Genomic DNA, 19,112 nt, shown 5'->3' with positions numbered 1-19,112 from the left:
AGGAAGTTCCATGCCCAGAACCCTCGTGCTCCGCGCCTGCGCCGCGGTCACCGGCAGCCTCGCCCTCACCGTCTCACTCACCGCCTGCGGCGGCTCCTCCGCGGCCGGCCCCGCCGAGTCCGGGGAGACCGAGAAGGTCGTCACCGTCTACAGCGCCGACGGCCTCAAGGGCGAGAAGGGCGACGGCTGGTACGACCGGGTCTTCGCCGACTTCACCAAGAAGACCGGCATCGAGGTCAAGTACGTCGAGGGCGGCTCGGGTGAGATGGTGCAGCGCGCCGTCCGCGAGAAGACCAACACCCAGGCCGACGTGCTGATCACCCTGCCGCCCTTCATCCAACAGGCCGACGGCAAGGGCCTGCTCCAGCCCTATGTGCCCCGGGGCGCCGACAAGGTCAACGGCGCGGACAAGTCCACCGACGGCAAGTGGACCTCGGTCGTCAACAACTACTTCGGCTTCGTCTACAACAAGAAGGAGCTCGCCGAGGCCCCCAGGACCTGGGAGGAGCTGCTGGACGCCCGCTACAAGGACAAGCTCCAGTACTCCACCCCGGGCGTCGCGGGCGACGGCACGGCCGTCCTCATCAAGTCGATGCACGACTTCGGCGGCAAGGAGCCGGCGATGGAGTACCTGAAGAAGCTCCAGGCCAACAACGTCGGCCCGTCCTCCTCCACCAGCAAGCTCGCGCCCAAGACCGACAAGGGCGAGCTGCTCGTGGCCAACGGCGACGTCCAGATGAACTTCGCGCAGTCCAAGTCCATGCCGAACCTGGGCATATGGTTCCCCGCGAAGGAGGGCGGCAGGCCCACCACCTTCGCCCTGCCGTACGCGGCGGGCCTGGTCGCCAAGGCCCCGCACTCCGAGAACGGCAGGAAGCTCCTCGACCACCTGCTCGGCGAGGAGGCCCAGCGGCTGGTCAGCGAGGTGGGCGGCGGCTTCCCGGCCCGCAGCGACGTCAAGCCGACCGACGCCAACGCCGTCGAACTCACCAGGCTCATGACGGGTGTCGAGATCTTCGAGCCGGACTGGGCGGACATCGACAAGAACCTCACCGACTACGTGGACGCGTGGAAGTCGGCAACCGGAAGCTGACCTGTCGCCTCCCGGTCACCCACGACCGGCACAGTGACACCCGCATAACGGGTCTGGACCGAAGACCGCACCTTCGGTCCGGGCCCGGCGCCGGCCGGGGGTGTCCTGCCGATCGCGCCGGGCCCGCGGGCCCTGGCACCGCACCCCGCCGGCACGTCACCCCCAGCGCCCCTTCCCACGATCACTCCCGGAGGAGTTCGTGTCCCCTGCCATCCCCGCCGTCCCTGCCGTCCCTGCCGGACGCACCCTCGCCGTGGCCGCGACCGCCACCGCCCTGATCGCCGCTGCCCTCGGCGCCCCCACCGCCACCGCCGCCGCGGCCGGCACCAGCGACAAGGTCCTCGTCATCGGCGTCGACGGCGCGGTCCTCGACCGCGTCAAGGCCGCCGACGCCCCGCACCTGCAGGGCCTGATGGCCCAGGGGCTGACCGCCCGGAGCACCCTCTACGCGAGTCCGATGGCCGCCACCTCCTCGGGCCCCGGCTGGTCCACCATCGCCACCGGCGTCTGGCCCGACAAGCATGGGGTGAAGGACAACTCCTTCATCGGCAAGAACTACGCCGCCCACCCCGACTTCCTCACTCGCATCGAGAACGCCAAGCCGGCGCTCAACACGTATGCGGCCGCGGACTGGGAACCCATCACCTCCACCGACCAGAACGGCCCGATCTTCTCCGCCAAGGTCGACAAGCGCCTCTCCCTCAAGGGCGACCGCGACGGCTACCGCAAGGAGGACCCGAAGGTGGCCGCCGCGGCCGCCACGGAACTGCGCACCCAGAACCCGGACGCCGCCTTCGTCTACCTCGGCGAGATCGACGCCGCCGGCCACTCCCACGGCGCCGCCAGCCAGCAGTACCTCGACGCCGTCGCCCGCGTCGACGCCCTGGTCGGCCAGCTCCTCGCCGCCGTAGAGAACCGCCCGACGTACGGCCGGGAGAACTGGAAGATCCTGGTCACCACCGACCACGGCCACACCTCCTCGGGCGGCCACGGCGGCTCCACCCTCGCCGAACGCGGCACCTTCGTGATCGCCAAGGGCGCCGGGATCCCCGCCGGTTCGGTCCGCGACGACGTCAAGCTGGCCGACGTGGCCGCGACCGCCCTCGCCCAGGTCGGCGTCAGCGCCCCCGGCATCGACGGCGTCCCGCTGGGCTCCCCGGACGCCGACCCCTTCGACACCGTGCGCCCCGCCCTCCAGGCCCGGGTGGACGAGACGGGCATCCCGGCCGGAGTGAAGGGCTTCACGCACACCCCGCCCGCCGGCTGGTCCGTCGACAACTCGAAGATGGGCACGGGCGGTGTCAGCGAGTGGGCCGGCTGGGCCTTCGCGACCGACGAGTTCTGGACCCAGTCGCAGCGCGACCAGTGGCGCGAGCTGAACGTCCGCTCCCGTGACGTCTTCGCCGTCGCCGACTCCGACGAGTGGGACGACAAGGCCCACACCGGCACCTTCGACTCCACCCTCGTCACCCCCAAGTGGCCGGTCACGGGCGGCAGTACACGAACCCTCACCTTCCAGACGCACTACCGCCACGAGGCGGGCCAGACCGCCCAGGTCCTCGTCTCGTACAACGGCGCCGCCCCGACGGTGGTGAAGACCTACACCGCCGATGCCGTCGCCAAGACCGAGTCCCTCGCCCTCCGGGTCCCGACCGGAGCCACCGACGTCCAGGTCCGCTTCCGCTACAGCGGTGACAACAACTGGTTCTGGACCATCGACGACGTCCGGCTGGGCTGACCGCCCGCCCGCCCTCCCGCGTCCGGGCTGTGGACGGCCGAGACGTCCGCAGCCCGGCCCGGATAGGGTGGTACAGACCAGAGGCAGCAGGTCAGCGAGAGCGGAGAACAGTCCCGTGGCAGAGCGCAAGCCGATCGAATCGTGGCTCACCGACATGGACGGGGTCCTCATCCACGAGGGCACGCCGATCCCGGGCGCCGATGCCTTCATCAAGCGGCTGCGCGAGTCGGGCAAGCCCTTCCTGGTGCTGACCAACAACTCCATCTACACCCCGCGCGACCTCCAGGCCCGCCTCGCCCGCATGGGTCTGGACGTCCCCGTCGAGAACATCTGGACCTCCGCCCTGGCCACCGCCAAGTTCCTCGACGACCAGCGCCCCGGCGGCACGGCCTACGTCATCGGCGAGGCCGGTCTGACGACCGCCCTGCACGACATCGGCTACGTCCTCACCGACCACGAGCCCGACTACGTGGTGCTGGGCGAGACCCGCACCTACAGCTTCGAGGCCATGACCAAGGCGGTCCGCCTGATCAACGCCGGGGCGCGCTTCATCTGCACCAACCCCGACGAGACCGGTCCCTCCACCGAGGGCCCGCTCCCCGCCACCGGCGCCGTCGCCGCGCTGATCACCAAGGCGACCGGCAAGCAGCCGTACTTCGCGGGCAAGCCGAACCCGCTGATGATGCGCACCGGCTTGAACGCCATCGGCGCGCACTCGGAGACCAGCGCGATGATCGGCGACCGGATGGACACCGACGTGCTCGCCGGTCTGGAGGCCGGCATGCGGACCTTCCTGGTGCTGACCGGGCTGACCAGTGAACAGGACACCGAGAAGTTCCCCTACCGCCCGACCGAGACGGTCGCCTCGATCGCGGACCTGGTCGACCTGGTCTGACGGACGGCGGCCCGTACGGCCGTCCGGGCGTACCGTGTTTGGGGCGTACGGCTGACACGTACGGCGCCGCTCCGGATGCGGAGCGGCCTGCCGCGCGTGAATCTCCTTGTCGAGGAGGTTCACCATGCGCAGTGTTCCGATCGCTGTCCGCACCGCCGCCGTGGCCGCCGCTCTGGCCGCGTTCTCCGCGGTGACCGTCGTGTCCGCGCCCGCCGCCCTCGCGGGTGAGGAGGACCGTGGCGACCGCGGCAGCATCACGGTCGACCCGAACCCGGCCGCCCCGGGAGCGCAGGTCAAGCTTCGGGTCCACGGCTGCGAGGGCAACCGGGGGGCGGCCAAGTCCTCCGTCTTCGTCTCGGACGCCGATCTCTACGGACGCGACGGCGGGCGCCGCAGTCCGCTCTACGGCGACGCGATGATCAGCTCGCACGCCTCGCCGGGCTGGCACGCCGTCCGGGTGTACTGCGACGGCGGTGAGAAGTTCACCGGCTCCGTGCAGGTCGCCGCCCGCCGCCACCCCTCCCACCACGCCTCGCCGATCTGGCCCGTCCACGCGGGCGGCGGCGGCATGGCGGACCGCCCGGCCGAGGCTCCCGGCCTGCTCACGGCGGCGAAGAAGGAGCACACGGGCGGCGACGGCCCGGGGACGCCGCACACGGTGATCGGCGCCGTGCTCGCCGCGGTGGCCACGCTGGCCGTCGCGGGCCGCGCCCTGGCCCTGCGCCGCCGACGCAGCGGCGAGTGAGGCGGGCGGCGCGTGGGCGAGGAGTGGCGGACGGACGAGGCCAAGGCTTCCGCCGGGGGTCGGTTGCTGACCTTCGCGGCCTGGTCGGTGCTGGTGCTGGGCCTGTGGCTGTGGGGCCGTGAGCTCACCGTGCCGCCGGCCCCGCTCGCCGGGCAGGGCGGCGGAGGATTGAGCGCGGGGCTGCCGGCCGCGCACGCCCCCGTCGCGGGATCGCTGCCGCAGCGCGTCGACGTGCCGTCCATGGGGATCCAGGCTCCGGTGGTCTCCCGTGGTCTGGACAAGGACGGTGCGATCGATCCGCCGCCGTACGACAGCCCCGGCACGGTGGGCTGGTGGGGGCAGGGCGTCCAGCCGGGGGCGGTGGGGACGGCACTGATGGTGGGACACGTGGACACGCGGTCCAAGCCGGCGGTCTTCTACGGCCTGAGCACGGCGAAGCCGGGTGACAAGGTGCGCGTGGTGCGGGCGGACGGCTCCGTCGCCGAGTTCACGATCGAGGACGTACGGGTCTACGAGCGTGCTGCCTTCGACGCGCACAGGGCGTACGGCCCACGGGTGCCGGGCCGCGCGGAACTGCGGCTGGTGACCTGCGGGGGGACGTACGACAAGACGGCCAAGGAGTACACGGCGAACGTGGTGGTCTCCGCCTATCTCACCGGCGTGGGAGTCCGCTCCGGCACGTCGGTCTAGCGCGCCCGGCGCACGGAGCCCTCGCACGGGAACGAAGAAGCCCCTCACAGGTTTCCCTGTGAGGGGCTTCTTCCGTCTGTGCGCCGCCAGGGACTCGAACCCCGGACCCGCTGATTAAGAGTCAGCTGCTCTAACCAACTGAGCTAGCGGCGCTTGCTGACAGGGAAAACTCTACCCCACCTCCGCGGGTGCTCATGACCAGCCACGCCCACCTTGTCCGATTAACCCATGTTTGGGCAGTTTATCGTGCACGATATGTCTGCGCCGCCCGCATCTGACGCTTTACCAGATGCGGCCCCGGTCGACCACTGGAACAGCAGGGGAGTGGACGGAACCGCATGACGATGCAGCCCCCGGCGCATGTGCAGATGCCCATGCCCGCTTTCGAGGAGTACGAGCCCGCGGGCGACTGCGTGTGCCGGGGCTGCGCCCAGCGCCGCCGGGACCTCGCCCGCGCCGGAGCCATACCGCTTCGGGACGGCGGCCACCCCGCCGCGCGCGGCGCGCGGCGGGCGCTGGTCGTGGCCACCGCAGCCGGAGTGGTCCTCGGCGGTGGTGGCGGGACCGCGGTGGCCCTGAGCGCACCCGCCACCGGACCGGTGGCCCTCGACGACCCCGGCAGCCCGCAGGGCGGCCGCGCCCCCCTGCACGGCCCGAAGGGCATGCCGGGCAACCCCGGGGCGCCGGCCCGGCCCGGCGCCGTCAAGCGGATCGACCGCACGACGATCATCAACAGGGCCAAGCTATGGCTGGACGCGCGGGTTCCGTACAGCATGTCCGCGTACTGGTCGGACGGCTACCGGCAGGACTGCTCGGGCTACGTCTCCATGGCCTGGAACCTCGGCTCGAACGAGTGGACCGGCAGCCTCGACACGTTCGCCACCAAGATCACGAAGGAGGAGTTGCTGCCGGGGGACATGCTGCTCTTCCACAACCCGGCGGACCCCAACAACGGCTCGCACGTGGTCCTCTTCGGCGGATGGGTCGACGAGACGCGCACCCACTACGTCGCCTACGAGCAGACGCGCCCCACGACGCGGAAGCAGGCCACGCCCTACGGCTACTGGGCCAACGCGGCGAAGTACGTCCCCTACCGCTTCAACGGGGTGACCGGCGGCATCGTCCCGGAGGCCCCGGGCACCGTCCCCGCCCCCGAAGCGCCGGCGGCGGGCCCGAAACCCGGCGACCCCGCCAGGACCTTCCCGGGCGCGGACACGTTCGGCCCGGGCGCCGTCAACGACCACGTCGCCCAGCTGGGCCGGATGCTGATCGAGCGCGGTGCCTACCGCTTCTACCCCAAGGGGGTGGCCGACCGGACGTGGAGCGACCACGATCGGCTCGCCACCCAGGCCTTCCAGCGGGCGCAGGGCTGGACGGGCGCCGACGCCGACGGCGTGCCCGGCGCGCACACCTGGCGCCTGCTCGTCGACCAGCAGGGCAAGAACATCCCGCCGACGGTGGGCGCGGCGCCCGGCCCCGGCGGCGTACGGGCCTACCCCGGCGCCGCGGTGTTCCGCCCGGGGCAGTCGCACCCGGCCATCGAGGCCCTCGGCCGACAGCTGGTGAAGAAGGGCTTCGGCAGGTACTACACGTCCGGGCCGGGCCCCCGCTGGGGCGAGGCCGACCGCCGCAACGTCGAGGCCTTCCAGCGCGCGCAGGGCTGGCGCGGGGCCGCGGCCGACGGCTATCCGGGCCCGGAAACGTGGCGTCGGTTGTTCGCATGACGGAGGTAACGATGTTTCCCACGCGCACCACCTCGACGACGGGCACCCTCCGCCTGCCGGCCGCGCCCGAGCCCGCCCCGACCTCCTTCGGTTGGGCCGCCACCACCCCGACCCTGTCCCTGCGGGCCGCACCCCCGCCGGCTGCGGAACGGGCTCCGTCCCGCACCGGCGACGGGCCCGCCGCGCCGCCCGCCACCGGGTCCGTCCCGCCGCCGGCCGGTGAGGCCGTGCCCGGTCCCGTCCCGGTGCCCGCGGCCGCATCGGGTGCGGTGTCGGCGGAGCCGCCGGGGGAGCCCTGGCCCGCGCCCGCCGCATCGGCGGCGCCCGTTCCGACCCCGTCCGGGCCGGGGGAGCCGTGGCCCGCGCCCGCCGGGCACGGTTCGACGACGGTGCCCGCCCGGCCCTCCGTATCGGCGCCGGCCGGGTCGGCCTCCTCCGGGCCGGCCCCCGCCGCCGTTGCGTGGCCCGCCGTCGCACCGCACGGGGTACCGGTTCCCGCCGGACAGGCCCCGCCCCGGGCTGCCGAGCCGTCTGCGGTGTCTGCCCGGCAGCCCGGGCCCGCCGCACAGACCCCGCAGACCCCGGACGGGTGCGGTTCCGCGGCCGTGCCGGGGGCGGTGCTCGCGGGGGTGCCCGCAGCGCAGGCCCCGCGGGCCGTACCGCTCGGCACGTACGCCGTGCCCCCGGCGGTGGAGCAGCCCGTGGGGCCCGCCCCGGAGACGGCCTCCGAGCCGCCCGCCGTTCCGGCGCCCGCCGGTGAGGCCGAGCCTCTGGCGGCGCGGGCGCCGCACGCGTCCTGGCCGCAGCCGGCGCCCCGCCCGGCGGACAGGGTTTCCGGACCCCTCCTCCCTGCTCCTGCGGCGGCTCCGCTCGCGCACGGCGAGACGGCGGGGGTGGACGACGGCTCCGGCCGCGTCCCGGCGCCGGGTCCGCAGGCGGCCGAGGCGGCCGAGGCGGCCGAGGCGGCCGAGGCCGCGGTGCGCGCGGCGCGGGGGCGGGCCGAGCCCGAGCACACCCGGGCGGGCTCGGAGGGCGGACGGCCGGACGCCGGTGTCCCGCACCCGCAGTGCGGGGAGCGCGAGGAGTCCGGTGCCGCCCCGAACTCGGGCGTGCCCGGACCGGGCGTCGCCGAGATCGTCGCCCGGGCGGTGACGCGCGCCATGGAGGAGGACAGCGCCCGGGACCTCCCGAACGCCGCCGCCCCCCACCGCGGGACCGCCGTCACCGAGGTCCCGTTGCACCTCCCGTTCCGTGCCGCGTCGACCGGCCTCCTGCCCCAGCGCGCCCCCGCGGCGGTGGCCCGCCCCGTGCGCCCCGCCCCCGGCCGCCGGGTCCCCCGCGGCGACGACCAGCTCCGCGAGCACCGTGGCCCGGTGCTGCCCGGCTGGGTCGGCGTGGCCGTCGGCGGCCTCGCCCTCGTCGGCTGCACGGCGGTGCTCTGGCGGGCCGGGGCCGTCCCCGACGCCTTCGCAGCCGCGTTCGGGGCCGCCCCCCGCGCCTACCGCGGACTGCGTGCCGCCGACTGGCCGCCGCTGGCCTTCCTCGGCGTCGTGGCCCTCGTGGCGCTCGGCGGCCTCGGTCGGGCGCGTACCGGCCACGCCTGGGTGCTCACCCTCTTCGGCCGCTACCGCGGCACGGTCCGCCGTACCGGTCTGACCTGGGTCAGCCCTCTCCTGCTGCGCCGCCGGGTGGATGTACGCCTGCGCCACTGGCGCAGCGACCCGATGCCCGCCGTCGACTCCGGCGGACTGGCCCTCCAGGTCGTTGTCCAGGTCGTCTGGCAGGTCAAGGACACCGCCCGTGCCACGCTCGCCGTCGCGGACCACACCGGATACCTCGCCGAGCAGGTCGAGTCCGCCATGGCCCGCGTGCTCTCCCAGCTTCCGGCAGACGCCTTCCACGAGGACGCCCCGACCCTGCGCGACGCCGAGGCCGTCGGCGACGCGCTGACCCGGATGCTGGCGGCCGAGACCGAGGCGGTCGGGATCGAGGTGTTCTCGGCCCAGCCGACCCGGATCGAGTACGCGGCCGAGGTCGCCGAGGCCATGCGCCGCCGCCGGGTCGCGGCGATCGACGCCAAGCATCGGGACACGGTGCTGGCCTCGGTGGTGGACGCGGTGGACGACACCGTCCACCGGCTGACCTCGCGCGGACTCGTCGAGCTCGACGACTACGAGCGCAAGGCCCTGGTGAAGGACCTCACGGTCGCCTTCTGCACGGGACGCGCCGACTAGGGCCGGCCGGGGGCGTGGGGCAGGCGGGGCCTTCGCGATGTGCCCGGGCGGGGCCGGGGCACGTACCGCGTCGGGAGCGGGAGCGGGAACGGGTGGCCGGAAGAGACCGGACCACCCGTTCTCTCATTGGTATGGACATGGCCAACTCTCGTCAATAATCTGGGACTTGGTCTAGACCTGAATCCCCTGCGCGCGCTCGCCGAACTCCCCCCACGTCCAAGGAGCATCATGCGTAACGTCCGCGTGCCCGGACGGGCCGGCGTCGCCGCGCTCGGTCTCGGCCTCGTTGCCGCAGTCACCCTCGTCGGCGCCCCCAGCGCCAGCGGTCACGGCTACACCGACACCCCCATCAGCCGCCAGAAGCTCTGCGCCAACAGGACGGCCTCCGACTGTGGTGCGATCCAGTGGGAGCCGCAGAGCGTCGAGGGCTTCAAGGGCTTCCCGGCCGCCGGCCCCGCCGACGGCAAGATCTGTTCCGGAGGCCTCTCGCAGTTCGCCGAGCTCGACAACCCGCGCGGCGGCGCCTGGCCCACCACCAAGGTGACCAGCGGTCAGGGCTATTCCTTCCGGTGGCAGTTCACTGCCAACCACTCCACCACCGACATCAAGTACTACGTCACCAAGAACGGCTGGACCGGCACCAAGGCCCTCACCCGCGCCGATCTCGAACCCCAGCCCTTCCTCACCGTCGCCTACAACGGCGCCCGCCCCGCCATGACCACCGTGCACCAGGGCGCCATGCCGAGCGGCAAGACGGGCCGGCACCTCATCCTGGCGGTCTGGACCGTCAACGACACCCCGATGGCCTTCTACGCCTGCTCGGACGTTCAATTCTGACCATACGTCAGCTACCCTCCGGCGGCATGCGGACGACGACAGCACCCGAAACCGTCGCGGAGCTCATAGCGCGCCAATGGGGCGACCACCGGCCCGGGCTGAAGCACGCGGAAGGCGTCCTCACCCACCACCGGACCGCCCGCGAAGCCGCCGCACGCGCCGCGCTCCTCGTCGACCTCATGCCCGCGGAGGCCGAGCCGCACCTCGGGGTCCTGCTCGACAACACCCCCGAGTTCCCGTTCTGGCTCGGCGCGGCGGCCCTCGCCGGGGCCGCCGTCGCCGGGATCAACCCCACCCGGCGCGGCCCCGAGCTGGCCCGGGACATCCTGCACACCGAGTGCCGGCTCCTGATCACCGAGCCCGCCCACCTTCCCCTGCTGCGCGGCCTCGACCTGCCGGGCGTACGCGTCCTGATCACCGGCACCGAGGAGTACGAGGCCCTCCTCGCGCCCTACGCGGCCGCCAAGCCCGGCGACGCCGCACTGCGCACCCCCGGCCCGGACTCCCGCCTCCTCCTCTACTTCACCTCCGGCTCCACCGGCGCTCCCAAGGCCGCCATCTGCAGCCAGGGCCGGCTCGCCGCCGCCGGAGCCTCGCTGGCCCGCAGCTTCTCCGTCGGCCCGGACGACGTCCACTACGTGTGCATGCCGCTCTTCCACGGCAACGCCGTCATCGCCGACTGGCTCCCGGCGCTCGTCGGCGGGGCCGCGGTGGCCCTGCGGCGGCGCTTCTCCGCCTCGGCGTTCCTGGACGACGTACGGGCGTACGAGGCCACCTACTTCACCTACGTCGGGCGGGCGATCCAGTACCTGCTGGCCACCGGGCCCCGCCCCGACGATCGTGTCCACCGCCTGCGGCTCGGCTTCGGCACCGAGGCCGGGGCGGTGGACGCGGCACGCTTCGCCGAGCGATTCGGCGTCCGCCTGGTGGAGGGTTACGGCGCCACCGAGGGCGGCGCCTCGATCCAGCGCACCCCGGACACCCCGCCGGGCGCCCTGGGTCGGGCGGGTGCGGGCGACGACCTGGCGGTCATCGACCCGGAGACCGGCGCGGAATGCCCTCCGGCCGTCCTGGACGGGGGCGGCCGCCTCCTCAACGGCTCGGCCGCCATCGGGGAACTCGTCAACCGGGGCCACAGCCTGTTCGAGGGCTACTGGCGCAACCCCGAGGCGGAGGCCGACCGCACCCGCGACGGCTGGTACTGGACGGGCGACCTGTTCTTCCGCGACGCGGCGGGCTTCCTCTACTTCGCGGGCCGCACCGACGACCGGCTCCGCGTCGACAGCGAGAACCTCGCCGCAGCGGTGATCGAGAACATCCTGGCCCGCTGGCCGCAGGCAGCCGCGGTGGCCGTCTACGGGGTCCCGGACGAGGTCGCCGGCGACCAGGTGATGGCGGCCCTGTCCCTCCGGGAGGGGGCGGAGTTCTCCCCGGACGCCTTCGCCGCCTTCCTCGCCGGCCAGCCGGATCTGGGCACGAAGATGCTTCCGCGCTATGTCCGCGTCGTCCCGGAGATGCCGGTCACCGCGACGAACAAGGTCCACCGCGTGTCCCTGCGCCGGGCGGGCTTCCGATGTGCCGACCCGGTCTGGCACCGGTCCCCCGCGGGGGGCTACACCCTCCTGACCCCGCCCGAGCTCATGGCCCTGCTGGCCCGGTACGCGGCGCAGGGCCGCACGGACCTCCTCGACCGCGAAGCGGGCCTCCGCTAAGGAGGGCGGTGTTCCGGAACGGTGAAAGGTGCAGGTGGGGAGTGGGCTCGGGGCCGTCCGGGCGGGGGCGTCCGCCCGCCGCGGGTGCCCGCGGTCCGCGCGTACCCGCGCGGGGCGTGGTTTGGAGCACCCCTGAGGACCGGGTACTATTTTCTCTGTCAGCAGGCGCCGCTAGCTCAGTTGGTTAGAGCAGCTGACTCTTAATCAGCGGGTCCGGGGTTCGAGTCCCTGGCGGCGCACCTGTCCTTCGGGCGGTTTCCGGTTCACCGGGAACCGCCCGAAGTGTTTTCCGGCCGGCCCCGAACGGTCTCGCCCGGGCCTCCTCCTGTGGGCCACTGGTCGGCGCCACCTCCCGCTGGGGCGCCGCTAGAGGGTGAGCGACAGCAGCAGCGGCGCGGCCTTCCGGTTCAGGGTGTCGGCCGCGGCGCGCAGCCGGTGCGCGTGCTCGACCGGCATCGACAGCGCCAGGCAGCCGACCGAGGCCCCCGCCGTGATCGGGACGGCCGCGCAGACCGTGCCCACGGCGTACTCCTGCAGGTCCAGCATCGGGACGGTGGCCGGCTGGGCGTCCAGCTTGGAGAAGAGGACCCGCTCGTTCACGATCGTCTTCGACGTGAGCCGGGCGATCTTGTGTCGGGACAGGTGGTCGCGCCGCCCGTTCAGGTCCAACTGGGTCAGCAGGCACTTGCCGACCGCGCTGGCGTGCGCAGCCGACCGGAAGTCGACCCACTCGTGGACCTTCGGGGTGCGAGGGCTGTCCGCGAACTGCGTGATCCTGACCTCGCCGTCCACGTACCGGCTGATGTAGACGGCCGCGCCGACCGAATCGCGCAGCCGGTCGAGGGTCTCTTGGAGCTTGTCGGTCAGGGCCTGCTGGCGGTCGGTGCCGGACCCGAGCAGGACGAGGGAGTCCCCTATGGCGTACGCGCCGTCCGCCACCTGCAGGACGTATCCCTCCCGGCGCAGCATCAACAGCATGGGGGCGAGATGGACTGCGGGCAGGCCGGTCTCACGCGCGATCTGCATGTCGGTCACACCGCCGGTGTGCCGTGCGATCGTTTCGAGTACGCGCAGTGCGTACTGCACCGAGTGGAACGGCGCGGTCGGCTCGGGCTTCAGCGCCACGGTTTCCCCCCTAGCAGGTTGTTACCGCTTGCCTTACCACGATAGCCATCAAGAGGCCCCTGTGGAGCGTCGGTTGGGGAGATTGATGGCTCGATCGCGTCCGTCTGCCTCGATCTATGACGCAGGCATATGCCGTGGTCACGCGTCCCGCGCCGTCGCTCCGGGAATGCCCGGCGACCGGTCACGGTTCGAGTTCTTCGTACGGTTTCGCGCGGACGTCGCGCGGACGTGGACGACGGTACGGGAGCGACGATGAGTGACACCGGGGACGCGGGCGGCGCGGCGAGCGGGCTGCGCGGAGGCGGCGCCGACGGCCCGGCCGTCGATGCGCAGGACGGCCCCGGCGGCATACGGGGTACCGCCCTCGGCCGGGCGCCCGTACCGCTCTCCGTCCTGGACCTGGTCACCGTCGGCGCCGGCAGCACCGCGCACGACTCCCTGCGCACCAGTGTGGCGATCGCGCGCCTCGCCGAATCCCGCGGCTACCACCGCCACTGGGTCGCCGAGCACCACTCCATGCCCGGCGTCGCCAGCTCCTCGCCGGCTGTGATCCTGGCCCACCTCGCCGCGCACACCTCCCGCATCCGGCTCGGCTCCGGCGGGGTGATGCTGCCCCATCATGCCCCGCTCGCCGTCGCCGAACAGTTCGGCACCCTGGAGGCGCTCGCCCCGGGGCGGATCGACCTCGGGCTCGGCCGGGCCCCCGGCACCGACGGCCGCACGGCCGCCGCACTGCGCGGGCCCGGACGGCTCGATGAGGGTGCGGACGAGTTCCCGCGCCGGCTCGCGGAGCTCACCCGCTTCCTCGACGACGACTTCCCCGACGGGCATCCGTACGCCCGCGTGCACGCCGTACCGGGCCCGGTGCAGGGTCCGGCCGGGCGGCCGCCGCTATGGCTGCTCGGCTCCTCCGGCTTCAGTGCGCAGCTCGCCGGAGAGCTGGGCCTGCCCTTCGCCTACGCCCACCACTTCTCGGCGGCGGGCACGCTGCCCGCGCTCGACCTCTACCGCAGGAGCTTCCGGCCCTCGGCCGTCCTGGATGCCCCCTACGCCGTCATCGGGGTGTCGGCGCTCGCCGCCGACACCGACGAGGAGGCCCGCGCCCAGGTGCTCACGGGCGCGCTGTCGATGCTGCGGCTGCGCGCCGGGCGCCCGGGGCTGGTGCCCACGCCCGAGGAGGCGGCCGCGTACCCCTACACCCCGCTGGAGCGGGAGTTCGTGGACGGCTGGCTCGCCAACATCGTCCACGGCACATCCGGCGCGGTCGCCGACGGCCTCGACGGCCTCGCCCGACGCACCGGGGCGGACGAGCTGATGCTGACGACCAACGCCCACAGCGGGGCCGCGCGTCTGCGCTCCTACGCTCTGGTCGCCGATGCCTACGGCATGCCGGAGTCGGCGCCCTCGGTCGACTGACGTCAGGAGAACGGGGTTTGGCTGGTTTGTTGCCAAAACCTTGCCGGAGGCTGTCTCAAGGGAGCCTTAAACCGCTCGTCACCCGGGGTGGCGAGCGGTTTCTGATGTGCGCTCACGTCTCTGACTTGGGTAAATGGCGCGGGAGTGGTCTAGTCCTTCTTTGGTCCGAACCATTGACGCGGGGCGTGAGTGATCGCTATCACTTCTCTCACCCGAACCTCCAGCACTCTCCTCCCAGCCCCCCCGGAGGCAGTACATGCACATCCGTAAACCCTTCGCCGCGGCCGCCGCAACGGTCGCGCTGGCAGCCGGAGCGCTTGCCTCCTTCGCGGGACTCGGCACCGCCCAGGCCGCCGACGCCGCGGCCGGAGCCACGGCGGGCGGCGTCCGCATCGCCTACTACGACCAGTGGAGCGTGTACGGGAACGCCTTCTACCCCAAGCACCTCGACACCCGGGGCATAGCGAGCAAGCTGGACATCATCAACTACTCGTTCGGCAACATCCACCCCACCGAGCTCACCTGCTTCGAGGCGAACAAGGCGGCCGGCGATGACAACAACCCCAACGCCGGTGACGGCGCGGGCGACAGCTACGCCGACTACCAGAAGTCCTTCAGCGCGGCCGACAGCGTGGACGGCGTCGCCGACAAGTGGGACCAGCCGATCGTGGGCGTCTTCAACCAGTTCAAGGAACTGAAGGCCAAGTACCCCCACCTGAAGATCAACATCTCGCTGGGCGGCTGGACGTACTCCAAGTACTTCCACGACGCGGCCAAGACCGACGCCTCCCGCAAGAAGTTCGTCGCCTCCTGCATCAAGCAGTACATCAAGGGCGACCTCCCGGTGGAGGGCGGCTTCGGCGGCCCCGGCACCGCGGCGGGCATCTTCGACGGCATCGACATCGACTGGGAGTACCCGGGCTCCTCCGGCGGCCACCTGGGCAACCACTACGGCCCCGAAGACAAGCAGAACTTCACCCTGCTGCTCCAGGAGTTCCGCAAGCAGCTCGACGCCGAGGGCGCGGCCAACGGCGGCAAGAAGTACATGCTGACCGCGGCCCTCCCGGCCGGCCAGGACAAGATCAAGTACATCGAGACCGACAAGATCGGCCAGTACTTGGACTACGCCAACATCATGACGTACGACATGCACGGCGCCTGGGACGGCGACGGGCCGACGTACCACCAGTCCCCGCTGTACCCGTCCGCGGCCGACCCGACCGACCCGATCGCGCCGGGCACCGAGAAGTACAGCATCGACAACGCCATCGACTCCTGGATCGACGGCAACCCGGCCTACGGCATCACCGGCGGCTTCCCCGCCGACAAGCTGACCCTGGGCTACGAGTTCTACTACCGCGGCTGGAAGGGCGTTCCGGCCGGCAGCACCAACGGCCTCGCCCAGACCGCGACCGGCGGCTCCGCCGCGCGACCGCTCAGCCAGCAGGCGGGCATCGCGCACTACAAGGAGCTCGGCGGCATCGTCGACAACCCGGCGACCACCTTCTGGGACGACCAGTCGAAGTCCTCGTACTTCTACAAGGACGGCGAGTTCTTCACCGGCCTGAACCAGAAGTCCATCCAGGCCCGGGTCGACTACGGCAAGCAGCGCGGCCTGGCCGGCGCGATGATGTACTCCCTGCTCGGCCTCGACAACAACGCCACGCTGCTGGGCCAGATCTCCGACGCCCTGGGCGGCACCACGGTCCCGCCGACCACGCCTCCCACGACGCCGCCGACCACCACGCCGCCGACGACGACCCCGCCGACCACGCAGCCTCCGACCGGCTGCAGCTCGACCCCGGCCTACGTCGCGGGCACGATCTACACCGCCGGCAACGAGGTCTCCCACAACGGCCGCACGTACAAGGCCCAGTGGTGGACGCAGAACGAGACGCCGGGCACCACCGGTGAATGGGGTGTCTGGAAGGACCTCGGCGCCTGCTGATCTCCCCCCACCCCGCGCCGAGCGACGCCTCCGCCCCGCCCCCTCTCCCAGGGGCGGGGCGGAGGTGTGTGACATGGTTGCCGGATTCCGGACACCCTGCCGTAGTGACCTCGTTAGGCTCGGCCACAAGCCCGCTTCCCGCTTGGGGGTGCCGTCCCATGGTCCTGGCCCGCGACATCGATCCCAGCGCCTCGCCGCTGGACTACTACAGCTACGAGTTGCGCCGCCTGAAAGAGGAAGCGGGCCTGAAACAGTCGCAGCTCGGCGCGATCATCTTCTGCACGGGCTCCCTGATCGGCATGGTCGAAAACGGCCGCCGCGTCCCGACCCGCGACTTCTCGGAGCGGGTGGATGCGGCCCTGAATACGGGCGGGGTGTTCTCCCGCCTGGTGGGGCTTGTCCTGCGGACCCAGTTGCCCAACTGGTTCCAGGCGTACGCCGAGATGGAAGCGAGGGCCACACACATCTCTTCGTTCCAGCCGCAGCTGGTGTACGGACTCCTGCAGACGGAGAGGTACGCGCGAGCGGTACTTCGCGCAGGGTGGGGCGAGAGCCTCGATGACGCGGTTGCGGCTCGGTTGGAACGCCAGCGCATCCTCAGCAGGGAGCGTCCGCCACTGGTCTGGGTGGTCTTGGACGAGGCCGTGCTGCACCGCCCGTTCGAGAGTCCCGAGATCATGCGGGAGCAACTGGACCGGTTGCTGGAGTTTCGGGACCTGAGGACCGTGCGTATTCAGATCCTCCCGTTCAGCTCCGGGCAACACCCGGCCACAGTAGGGGCGTTCAATGTTCTCCGATTCGAGAAGGAGCCGGATGTCGTCTACGCCGAGAGCTACGGCTCGGCCCATGTGACGGCGAATCCCGAGACGGCCAGTGACTGTGCACATCGCTACGATCATCTGCAGGCTGCGGCGCTCTCCATGGACGATTCCGCGGCACTGATCGCCCGCGTACGGGAGGAACGTTATGGGAACCCAGAACAGTCTGACGGGCGCGCTTTGGCGTAAGTCCAGCTACAGCGGTGGGACCGGCGGCGACTGCGTCGAGTGCGCCCCGCTCGACGGCGCCGCCTGGCGCAAGGCTTCGTACAGCAGCACCAACGGCGGCGAGTGCGTCGAGGTGGCCGCGCAGCCGTGCCGGGTCGCCGTCCGGGATTCCAAGAACCCCGACGGGCCCGCCTTCACCGTCGGGGCGGCGGCGTTCGCCGCCTTCGCCCGCAGCCTGTGACTTAGAGCCAGCCCTGCTGAGCCGCCTTGAGGCCCGCCTCGAAGCGGCTCGTGGCGTGGAGGCGTTCCATCAGCGCAGACATCTGCCGCCGTACGGTCCGCAGCGACACCCCGAGCCGTTTGCCCGCGGCCTCGTCCGTCAGGCCGGAGGCCAGCAGCTTCAGCAGTTCCAGCTCGGCCGCGCTCGGGCGGGAGTCGCCCGTACGGCAGCGGTCCGCGCCCAGCGGTACGGCGGCCTGCCACGTCTGCTCGAACAGGGTGACCAGGGAGGCCACGATCCCCGGGGCGCTGGTGCACAGTGCGCCCAGCCGTGAGTTCGCCGGATCGATGGGGACGACGGCCACGGTGCGGTCGAAGACCAGCAGGCGGGGTGGGAGCAGCGGGCTCGTGCGCACCTGGCCGCCCTGTTCCGTGAGCCAGCGGGCGTAGGACAGGGTCGTCGGGTCGTTGCGGGCGCTGTCCTGGTAGACGGACCGCATCTCGATGCCCCGGGCCAGCGCCCGCTCGTCGAGCGGCCGGGAGGACTCCAGGCTGGCCTCGGACAGGGCGCCGCCCGGCAGGATCGCCAGGCACTCGCGCTCCAGCCCGTGGGCGAGCTCCTCCAGCCGGCTCTGGATGGCGTCCATGCCCACCAGGCGTTCCGCGCCGTCGACCTCGGTGTTCGGGCGCAGTTCCGCGAACTCGGAAACCACCTGGGCCGCCGCGGCCTTGCTGCGGGCCAGTTCCTCTTGCTGCCGGGCCAGTTCCTCCTCCTGGCGGCGCAGCAGCAGTTCCAGGCCCAGTTCCGGGCGGACCGCCCGCAGTGCGCCGGGGCTGTCCCGGGACGGTCTGAGCAGGTCCAGGTCGACCAGCCGGTCCAGGCCCTCGCGGACCTGCGTCTCGGTGAGGTCGAGGCGTGCGGCCAGCTCGGCGACCCCTCCGGAGGGGTCGGCCAGCATCCCCCGGTACACGGCCTCCACCTCGGCTCCGAGCCCCAATGTCTGCAGCAAGTCCCCGCCCCCCAGCGTAACTTCGGCATCCACACCGGTGCCGTCAGCGGTGATCGTAGGCGAAACCTGGCACCAAGGTGCCAGGCCCTTTGGTGCCAGCCGGAAACCCTTCTGCGCGGGTCGCGGGCGCAGCACCATGGTGATCACCGGAACGGCGGGGGCGGAAGCCCCCGGCTCAGGCCAGAGCCCACGGACGAACCGGACAGCGCGCAGCAGCACACCGCACCGCACGGACCACCACCAGCATTCGACCTCAGGGGAAACCATGTCCCGCACCGCCCGCCGCTTCGCCGCTGTCGCCGCCGCCCTCGCCGCCCTCTGCGCCGCCGCCGTCACCGCCACTGTGGCGCCCGCCCCCGCCGAAGGCGCCCACATCAGCGCCAGCATCAACGGGGACGCGCTCCCGGCGGACGCCGACGGCAGCATCAACTGGGACTAGCCGACGTGCGCATCGTCCGGGCCGCCCTCTCGGGCCCGCGCCAGGACCCCGGCCACCCCGACGCGCTCGCGCTCCTCTCCGACCTGATCTGGGCCCACGCCGAGGCCGCCCACGGGCTCGAACACGTACGGGCCAAGCCGGCCGGCCGAGGCGTCGACCTCTACCTCTTCCTGCGGGCCGTCTCCGAGACCGCCGCGCTGGACCAGGCCCGCGCGCTTCTCGACGGCGTCCGAGCTCCCCTGCGCGCCCACGGCTACCGCACCGCCGAGCCGCGTCACTGACGCCCTCCCACGAAGGAACA

At 72.4% G+C, this 19,112-nt stretch carries 17 protein-coding genes and 2 tRNA genes; 16 read left to right on the top strand and 3 right to left on the bottom strand.

Going from position 1 to position 19,112, the window contains the following annotated elements; translation table 11 throughout:
• The first annotated feature begins 10 nt into the window (after positions 1-10).
• From ACFW2G_RS04455 to ACFW2G_RS04435, 5 genes are all read left to right on the top strand, one after another.
• Entirely contained in the window at positions 11-1,093 is a 1,083-nt protein-coding gene (locus tag ACFW2G_RS04455) for a 2-aminoethylphosphonate ABC transporter substrate-binding protein (RefSeq protein ID WP_384446101.1), read from the top strand.
• Between the two features lie 199 nt (positions 1,094-1,292).
• A complete protein-coding gene (locus ACFW2G_RS04450; protein WP_384580656.1) occupies positions 1,293-2,831 on the top strand; it encodes an alkaline phosphatase family protein in 1,539 nt (512 codons plus the stop codon).
• 115 nt (positions 2,832-2,946) lie between these two features.
• The gene (locus tag ACFW2G_RS04445) at positions 2,947-3,726 is read left to right on the top strand and encodes an HAD-IIA family hydrolase (RefSeq protein WP_037923419.1); all 780 of its coding nucleotides are present in this window, start codon (positions 2,947-2,949) and stop codon (positions 3,724-3,726) included.
• Between the two features lie 124 nt (positions 3,727-3,850).
• A complete protein-coding gene (locus ACFW2G_RS04440; protein WP_037923423.1) occupies positions 3,851-4,471 on the top strand; it encodes a hypothetical protein in 621 nt (206 codons plus the stop codon).
• A gap of 12 nt (positions 4,472-4,483) precedes the next feature.
• A complete protein-coding gene (locus tag ACFW2G_RS04435; RefSeq protein ID WP_037923425.1) occupies positions 4,484-5,161 on the top strand; it encodes a class F sortase in 678 nt (225 codons plus the stop codon).
• Between the two features lie 79 nt (positions 5,162-5,240).
• On the opposite strand, the gene ACFW2G_RS04430 is transcribed toward ACFW2G_RS04435, so the two are convergent.
• Positions 5,241-5,314 (bottom strand) — tRNA-Lys (locus ACFW2G_RS04430).
• A 215-nt stretch (positions 5,315-5,529) separates the two neighbouring features.
• Between ACFW2G_RS04430 and ACFW2G_RS04425 the strand changes: the two genes are divergently transcribed.
• From ACFW2G_RS04425 to ACFW2G_RS04405, 5 genes are all read left to right on the top strand, one after another.
• Positions 5,530-6,885 (top strand): peptidoglycan-binding protein, encoded by a 1,356-nt coding sequence (locus tag ACFW2G_RS04425; RefSeq protein WP_384446226.1) that lies wholly within the window; start codon positions 5,530-5,532, stop codon positions 6,883-6,885.
• Between the two features lie 11 nt (positions 6,886-6,896).
• Positions 6,897-9,119, top strand: coding sequence for an SPFH domain-containing protein (locus ACFW2G_RS04420; RefSeq protein ID WP_384580658.1), 2,223 nt, complete (start codon positions 6,897-6,899; stop codon positions 9,117-9,119).
• A 228-nt stretch (positions 9,120-9,347) separates the two neighbouring features.
• Complete coding sequence (locus tag ACFW2G_RS04415; protein ID WP_384580660.1) at positions 9,348-9,956, top strand: lytic polysaccharide monooxygenase; 609 nt, start codon at positions 9,348-9,350, stop codon at positions 9,954-9,956.
• 26 nt (positions 9,957-9,982) lie between these two features.
• Positions 9,983-11,668, top strand: coding sequence for an AMP-binding protein (locus ACFW2G_RS04410; protein ID WP_384580663.1), 1,686 nt, complete (start codon positions 9,983-9,985; stop codon positions 11,666-11,668).
• 165 nt (positions 11,669-11,833) lie between these two features.
• A tRNA-Lys gene (locus tag ACFW2G_RS04405) sits at positions 11,834-11,907 on the top strand.
• Between the two features lie 127 nt (positions 11,908-12,034).
• On the opposite strand, the gene ACFW2G_RS04400 is transcribed toward ACFW2G_RS04405, so the two are convergent.
• The gene (locus ACFW2G_RS04400; RefSeq protein ID WP_384446092.1) at positions 12,035-12,793 is read right to left on the bottom strand and encodes an IclR family transcriptional regulator; all 759 of its coding nucleotides are present in this window, start codon (positions 12,791-12,793) and stop codon (positions 12,035-12,037) included.
• A gap of 252 nt (positions 12,794-13,045) precedes the next feature.
• Between ACFW2G_RS04400 and ACFW2G_RS04395 the strand changes: the two genes are divergently transcribed.
• The 4 genes from ACFW2G_RS04395 (at position 13,046) to ACFW2G_RS04380 (ending at position 17,384) form a co-directional block, all read left to right on the top strand.
• The gene (locus tag ACFW2G_RS04395) at positions 13,046-14,209 is read left to right on the top strand and encodes an LLM class flavin-dependent oxidoreductase (protein WP_384446090.1); all 1,164 of its coding nucleotides are present in this window, start codon (positions 13,046-13,048) and stop codon (positions 14,207-14,209) included.
• Positions 14,210-14,465: 256 nt separating this feature from the next.
• Positions 14,466-16,157: a glycosyl hydrolase family 18 protein gene (locus tag ACFW2G_RS04390; protein WP_384446088.1), complete on the top strand. Its 1,692-nt coding sequence runs from the start codon at positions 14,466-14,468 to the stop codon at positions 16,155-16,157.
• A gap of 158 nt (positions 16,158-16,315) precedes the next feature.
• Entirely contained in the window at positions 16,316-17,164 is an 849-nt protein-coding gene (locus ACFW2G_RS04385) for a helix-turn-helix transcriptional regulator (protein ID WP_384446086.1), read from the top strand.
• Complete coding sequence (locus ACFW2G_RS04380; protein WP_384446084.1) at positions 17,124-17,384, top strand: DUF397 domain-containing protein; 261 nt, start codon at positions 17,124-17,126, stop codon at positions 17,382-17,384. The genes ACFW2G_RS04385 and ACFW2G_RS04380 overlap by 41 nt, the downstream gene beginning before the upstream one ends.
• 1 nt (position 17,385) lies before the next feature.
• Here the strand turns inward: ACFW2G_RS04380 and ACFW2G_RS04375 are convergent, their stop codons facing one another.
• Positions 17,386-18,372, bottom strand: coding sequence for a LuxR C-terminal-related transcriptional regulator (locus ACFW2G_RS04375; RefSeq protein ID WP_384446082.1), 987 nt, complete (start codon positions 18,370-18,372; stop codon positions 17,386-17,388).
• A gap of 265 nt (positions 18,373-18,637) precedes the next feature.
• On the opposite strand from ACFW2G_RS04375, the gene ACFW2G_RS04370 reads away from it, so the two are divergent.
• Together ACFW2G_RS04370 and ACFW2G_RS04365 are read left to right on the top strand one after the other, a co-directional pair.
• A complete protein-coding gene (locus ACFW2G_RS04370) occupies positions 18,638-18,811 on the top strand; it encodes a hypothetical protein (RefSeq protein WP_384446080.1) in 174 nt (57 codons plus the stop codon).
• A gap of 5 nt (positions 18,812-18,816) precedes the next feature.
• Positions 18,817-19,092, top strand: coding sequence for a hypothetical protein (locus ACFW2G_RS04365; RefSeq protein WP_384580665.1), 276 nt, complete (start codon positions 18,817-18,819; stop codon positions 19,090-19,092).
• The last annotated feature ends 20 nt before the right edge of the window (positions 19,093-19,112 follow it).

It is taken from the genome of Streptomyces sp. NPDC058880, assembly GCF_042742535.1.
In the GTDB taxonomy this organism is placed as follows: Bacteria; Actinomycetota; Actinomycetes; order Streptomycetales; family Streptomycetaceae; genus Streptomyces.
This window is presented reverse-complemented; position numbering and strand designations above follow the sequence as displayed.